A 6,382-nucleotide genomic window follows, 5' to 3' on the forward strand; every position below is an offset into this window, starting at 1 on the left:
TTCCTGCGGTCTACTCACCATCAGATGCATTGGCGATTAGACGTTGGTTTTAAAGAAGATGAATGTCGGATACGTCGAGAGCAAGCCGGTGAGAATTTAGCAGTTATAAGACATATAGCTTTAAATCTGCTGACGGAAGAAATCAGCTTCAAAGCAGGGATCAAAAGAAAGCAGAAAAAAGCGAACCGCAATAACGCTTACCTTTCGCAAGTCCTTGCAGGGCAAGGGGCTTCGTAATCTTGCGCTGGTCTCAGTGGCTTAACATTGACTGGGATGTTCTAGTGAGATTAAACACCAAACATTCTATACATCTTCACATTCGTGAGTTGTTCTAAACAGTATACTACAAGAGAAAACTATGAAGATCCTCGTTACTGGTGGTGCTGGCTTTATCGGCTCTGCGGTCATTCGTCATATCATCAAGAATACATCTGACAGCGTGGTCAACGTTGATAAGCTCACTTACGCAGGTAATTTAGAATCTCTTATCGAAGTGGATTCGTCTGAACGCTATGCCTTTGAGCAAGTGAATATTTGTAATCGTTCAGAGCTCGACCGAGTGTTTAAAGAGCACCAACCTGACGCGGTGATGCATCTTGCGGCTGAGTCGCATGTTGACCGCTCAATCACTGGCCCCGCGGCGTTTATCGAAACCAATATTGTTGGTACCTACACCCTACTAGAAGCGACTCGTGAGTATTGGAATGTACTGGAAGAAAGTGTAAAAGCCGAGTTTCGCTTTCACCACATCTCTACTGATGAAGTGTATGGCGACCTTCCCCATCCAGATGAAGTTCCAGAAGGCACAGCGCTGCCAATGTTCTTAGAGACGACATCGTATGAGCCCTCTAGCCCATACTCGGCATCAAAAGCATCAAGCGATCACCTCGTGCGTGCATGGTTACGTACTTACGGCCTGCCAACTATCGTCACTAACTGCTCGAACAATTACGGTCCTTATCACTTCCCTGAGAAGCTGATCCCACTGGTCATCCTCAATGCGCTTGAAGGCAAGGATTTACCTATCTACGGTAAAGGCGACCAAATCCGTGACTGGCTGTTTGTTGAAGATCACGCCCGTGCACTCTACAAAGTGGTGACGGAAGGTAAAGTAGGAGAGACCTACAACATCGGTGGCCACAACGAGAAGAAAAACCTTGAAGTCGTGAACACTATTTGTGACATCCTAGATACGTTAGTACCAAAAGGTTTAGCGTATGCAGATCAAATCACGTACGTTCAAGACCGTCCTGGTCACGATCGCCGTTACGCGATTGACTCATCTAAAATGCAACGTGAGCTGAATTGGACGCCAGAAGAGACGTTTGAAACCGGTCTTCGTAAAACGGTGCAATGGTATCTAGATAACTCAGCATGGTGTCAAAACGTGCAAGACGGTAGCTATCAACGTGAGCGTTTGGGCGTAGAAACAACAGAATCAAAGGTGAAGAAATAATGAAAGGCATAGTTCTAGCCGGTGGTTTAGGAACACGTTTATACCCATTGACGCGCGGCGTATCAAAACAGCTATTGCCGATTTACGATAAACCAATGGTGTTTTACCCAATATCAACATTAATGCTGGCTGGCATTAAAGATATTTTGATTATCACCACTCCTGAAGATAACGTGAAAATATAGGACACCCATGTATTTGACAGGTTTCAAATCGCCGACTAGCCTTACTTTATCTGTTTAGATTTTGTTCACTGGCGGTCAGGATGACTCAAGCACGTTCAACTCAAGTTTCCCTTCAAGATACGGCTTACTATCACTGCATATCACGGTGTGTCCGTCGTGCTTTTTTGTGTGGTGAAGACCATTATTCAGGGCAGAACTTTGAGCATCGACGGGTTTGGTTGGTCGAACGTATGAGGTTGCTAAGCCAAGTGTTTGCGATTGATGTGTGTGCCTATGCCATTATGTCGAACCACTACCACTTGGTGCTGCATGTTAATACGGCTAATGCAGCGTCTTGGAGTGACGAAGAGATCGCTCAGCGTTGGACTGCGTTATACAAAGCGCCTTTGCTTGTGAGTCGTTGGCTGGGTGGTGAGTTAAAATCTACAGCTGAAATCAATAAAACGCTTGAGCTTATTGATGAATGGCGTGAACGACTGCAAGACATCTCTTGGTTTATGCGTAACCTCAATGAATATGTTGCCCGTGAAGCCAATAAAGAAGAAGGTTGTACCGGCCGCTTCTGGGAAGGGCGGTTTAAGTCTCAAGCTTTGTTGGATGAAAAAGCACTGCTGAGCTGTATGGCTTATGTGGACTTAAACACCGTTCGAGCGGATATGGCGCAATCACTTGAAGAGTCTGAGTTTACTTCTATTTATGAGCGCATTCATTCGGTGGCTTGCAAAGGCGATGAAGGTAACGGAGAGGTCGCCTCTTTACCCGCTAAAGGCTTGGCTGGCTTTTTAGGGAGTGAGCGAGAAATGCCGCTCTCGGTGTTCTCTAAGTTAGGTGGTATTGAGTTCTCTTTGTTGGATTATTTAGCCCTAGTGGAAGCATTAGGCCAAGTGGTTCGGCCAAACAAGCGTGGTTATATTCCACCCTGTGATAATACGATTCTTGAACGGCTCAATATGAATGCCGAAGAGTGGCTGAAGCTTTCAGAAAGCTTTGGTGGCAAATTTCGCTGTGCGGTGGGTTCAACCAAAGAGCTTGAAAGTTATGCAAAACATACTAAAAGGGCTTGGGTATCAGGAAAATGCAATATGATGGCTTGTAATCTTTAATTAGCCTGCAGAGTCCGGAATTAACTGTCACCAAGATCGCCTTGTTATATAATGAACACATGTCTAGTTCATACTTTTTATTAAAACTAATTATTACTTAAACAGTTGGCTTATATATGAAAATTGCTATTGCTGGTACAGGCTATGTTGGTCTGTCTAATACGATGTTGTTATCACAGCATCATGAGGTTGTCGCGGTCGATATTATCGAAGAAAAAGTAAAATTACTGAACGATAAATTATCTCCAATCGCCGATGCTGAAATTGAAGACTTCTTGGCAAATAAGCTATTAAACTTTACCGCAACACTCGATAAAGAGTTAGCGTATGCTGATGCGGAATACGTTATCATCGCGACACCCACGGATTACGATGTTGAAACTAACTACTTCAATACCTCTTCAGTTGAAGCGGTCATTAAAGATGTGATGGCGATTAACCCAAATGCGGTGATGGTGATCAAATCTACCGTGCCAGTGGGTTATACTGCGCGTATTAAAGAGGAACTTGAGTGTGAAAACTTGATGTTTTCTCCAGAGTTCTTACGTGAAGGTAAAGCGCTCTACGATAACCTGCACCCGTCTCGCATTGTAGTTGGTGAGCGCTCTGAACGTGCACAAGTTTTTGCGAACCTGTTGTTAGAAGGCGCGGTTAAAAAAGACGTTGAGGTCCTTTATACCGATTCAACCGAAGCAGAAGCGGTAAAGCTGTTTTCCAATACTTACTTGGCCCTGCGCGTCGCTTACTTTAATGAGCTAGATACTTATGCAGAATCGCACGGCTTAGATACGCGCCAAATCATTGATGGTGTGTGTTTAGATCCGCGTATTGGTTCACATTACAACAACCCGTCATTTGGTTACGGTGGTTACTGTTTGCCGAAAGACACCAAACAACTGCGAGCGAATTACTCAGACGTACCGAATAACATCATAGGTGCGATTGTAGATTCGAATACCACACGTAAAGATTTTATTGCTGATTCAATCATCAAGCGTAACCCAACGCGCGTGGGCATCTACCGTTTAGTGATGAAGTCTGGCTCGGATAACTTCCGAGCTTCGAGCATTCAAGGCATTATGAAGCGTCTTAAAGCAAAAGGCATTGAAGTAGTAGTGTTTGAACCAGAACTGAAAGAGAAAGAGTTCTTCCGCTCATTAGTGTTAACGGATTTCGAGCAGTTTAAGTCAAGCTGTGATGTAATTGTCTCAAACCGCATGGCTCAAGAGTTAGCGGATGTAAAAGACAAAGTGTATACACGTGATCTATTCGGTTCAGATTAAGGATTAAGTAATGAAGTATTTGGTAACAGGCGCAGCGGGTTTTATTGGCAGTGCTGTGGTAGAACAGTTAACTGCAAAAGGCCATCAAGTTGTTGGTGTTGATAACCTAAATGATTACTACGATGTCGCTTTGAAAGAAGCGCGCTTGGCGCGTATTCAACATGCCAATTTTAAATTGGTTCAGCTAGACATTGCCGACCGCGATGGTGTATCTAGCTTGTTTGAAGCGGAGCAATTTGATCAAGTGATTCATTTGGCCGCACAAGCGGGTGTTCGCTACTCTATTGAAAACCCACATGCCTACGCTGATTCAAACTTAGTCGGTCATTTGAACATTCTTGAAGGGTGTCGTCATAATAAAGTGAAGCACTTGGTTTATGCCTCTTCAAGTTCTGTATACGGGTTGAATGCTAAAACACCGTTTGCAACGTCAGATTCAGTGGATCACCCCGTTTCATTGTACGCAGCGACCAAGAAGTCGAATGAGCTGATGGCGCACAGCTATTCTCACTTATACGACATTCCAACGACAGGCTTACGCTTCTTTACCGTGTATGGTTCGTGGGGCCGCCCAGATATGGCACCGTTTATTTTCACTAAGAAGATCCTTGATGGCGATACCATTGATATCAATAATAATGGTGATATGTGGCGCGATTTCACCCACGTACACGATATTGTTGAGGGTGTAGTACGTATCGCGGATGTAGTTCCAACGCGTGATAACGACTGGACGGTAGAGGCGGGTTCTCCAGCAACCAGTTCAGCGCCTTATGCGGTGTTTAACATTGGTCATGGTTCTCCAATTAATCTGATGGATTTTGTGAAGGCAATTGAAGACGAGCTAGGTGTTGAAGCGAAGAAAAACTTCAGAGAAATGCAGCCTGGTGATGTATACCAAACTTATGCAAACACACAAGACTTGTTTGCTGCTACGGGCTACACGCCGAAGATAACGGTTAAAGAAGGTGTATCTGAGTTTATTAAGTGGTACCGCAAGTTTTACAACAAGTAGAGAGTGTTCTACTTGTTGAATATTAGCATTATTGATAGATATAAAATGGCCAAGTTCATATTCTGAACTTGGCCATTTTTGTTTCTGTTACTCACAATAAAGAATACAGGTCTTAATATATTCCTGTAACTTTGAGCTTAGTTTGTTTATAGCGTAAGCGTCTTTAATTAGACTCATTCAATCCTTTCAATAAACGGCGTAACCTTTCACTTTGATCGTTAAAGCTACTCGAAAATGTCTCAGCATAGGCCTCAACAAGAATGGCTACGTCTTGTGCAGAAGTATTGCAATAGTGAACAACCCGCAGCTCAGTTTTTTTAGAGCATAATCTTCACTCAAAAATGTTTGACTACAACCGTAGTAAACTACATTGCATAGTCAGAATGCCTAAAAACGAGAAGATTCGCCTTTTGAATTCGTTGTCGTTGAAAAACAGCAAAGCCAAGCACCAATACTAATACTGAGCAGCAGCCAAGCTCGACTCTATCTGCTGAGTTAGGCCTTGAAGTGAGTGGTGTGGGGGGGACTGTTCTTTTCATGTATCCCGTTATGTCACTCCTCAGTGGCTGGCTCTTTAATTGAAGGATGAACATGTTCCTTGATACCTCTATTATCTATCTTCGCAAAGCGCCGTCGATTTTAGAACAGGCATAACGGCCGTCGAGCAGCACATGAACCTCAATCTTTTCTCTGAAGCGCTATTCGTCTTCTGTAATCACACGCGGAATAAGCTCAAAGTTCTCTACTGTTAGTGTAATTGCTTTTGCCTTTGGAAAAAGCGACTCGAAAAAGATAAGTTCGCTTTGCTAAGAAAAATGTTAGGGCAAACACTCTTAATAATGGGAGAACAATGGCATTGGTTGCTCGACGGACTAGATATCGAAGAAATGAAACCCCATCAAGTGCTAAATTACTAAAGCCTTTACTAGATTAAAAAATAATAGCGTATCAGGAACTTTAGCGAATACACGCGATCTTCCTTATATGTCAAATAAAAATAATCCAGATGAGCTAACTCTCTTACGTTCAAAAGTGATTGAGTTTGAATCTTCGGTAATCATTCTTGGTCAGTCTCTTAACTAGAGCGAAATAACCATCCAACCTCTGGTTGAAAAACTAAACCTAGCACGGCGTAAACGCTTTGGTAGCAGTAGTGAAACCATGCCCTCAGGATTTAGAGTCCAATGAGGTGGAAACTCATGCCGATATGATAGATGAAGTTCCCGACAATCAGAATTATGAAACATCGGAAGCGAAAAACACTTCATCCGAGAAAAATCGTCGTGGTCGCCCAACGCTTCCTGACAACTTACCACGAGAGCCCTATCTGGCAGGGTAGA

General features: G+C 43.4%; 5 protein-coding genes and 2 pseudogenes. All 7 read left to right on the forward strand.

The window, feature by feature from the left end:
- Positions 1 to 237 (forward strand): transposase (locus AB4161_RS21410; protein ID WP_372084238.1); only part of this gene is annotated, 237 nt, incomplete at its 5' end.
- Between the two features lie 121 nt (positions 238 to 358).
- The gene (rfbB, locus tag AB4161_RS21415; protein WP_372084240.1) at positions 359 to 1,456 is read left to right on the forward strand and encodes a dTDP-glucose 4,6-dehydratase; all 1,098 of its coding nucleotides are present in this window, start codon (positions 359 to 361) and stop codon (positions 1,454 to 1,456) included.
- A pseudogene (locus AB4161_RS21420) lies at positions 1,456 to 1,629 on the forward strand (sugar phosphate nucleotidyltransferase); the annotation flags it as partial. The gene rfbB and the pseudogene AB4161_RS21420, both read left to right, overlap by 1 nt.
- A gap of 92 nt (positions 1,630 to 1,721) precedes the next feature.
- Positions 1,722 to 2,744: a transposase gene (locus AB4161_RS21425; RefSeq protein ID WP_372084241.1), complete on the forward strand. Its 1,023-nt coding sequence runs from the start codon at positions 1,722 to 1,724 to the stop codon at positions 2,742 to 2,744.
- A 116-nt stretch (positions 2,745 to 2,860) separates the two neighbouring features.
- Positions 2,861 to 4,027: a nucleotide sugar dehydrogenase gene (locus AB4161_RS21430; protein ID WP_372084243.1), complete on the forward strand. Its 1,167-nt coding sequence runs from the start codon at positions 2,861 to 2,863 to the stop codon at positions 4,025 to 4,027.
- A 10-nt stretch (positions 4,028 to 4,037) separates the two neighbouring features.
- Entirely contained in the window at positions 4,038 to 5,042 is a 1,005-nt protein-coding gene (locus AB4161_RS21435) for an NAD-dependent epimerase (RefSeq protein ID WP_372084245.1), read from the forward strand.
- Positions 5,043 to 5,677: 635 nt separating this feature from the next.
- Positions 5,678 to 5,959: pseudogene (gene tnpB / locus AB4161_RS21440) on the forward strand (IS66 family insertion sequence element accessory protein TnpB); the annotation flags it as partial.
- Between the last annotated feature and the right edge of the window lie 423 nt (positions 5,960 to 6,382).

It is taken from the genome of Vibrio sp. 10N.286.51.E5, from assembly GCF_041469125.1.
GTDB classification, from domain to species: Bacteria; Pseudomonadota; Gammaproteobacteria; order Enterobacterales; family Vibrionaceae; genus Vibrio; species Vibrio crassostreae_C.

What these genes read in the sequence shown, in the direction of transcription:
- rfbB (WP_372084240.1), top strand. Translation starts at nt 359, where the DNA reads ATGAAGATCCTCGTTACTGGTGGTGCTGGCTTTATCGGCTCTGCGGTC.
- AB4161_RS21425 (WP_372084241.1), top strand. Translation starts at nt 1,722, where the DNA reads ATGACTCAAGCACGTTCAACTCAAGTTTCCCTTCAAGATACGGCTTAC.
- AB4161_RS21430 (WP_372084243.1), top strand. Translation starts at nt 2,861, where the DNA reads ATGAAAATTGCTATTGCTGGTACAGGCTATGTTGGTCTGTCTAATACG.
- AB4161_RS21435 (WP_372084245.1), top strand. Translation starts at nt 4,038, where the DNA reads ATGAAGTATTTGGTAACAGGCGCAGCGGGTTTTATTGGCAGTGCTGTG.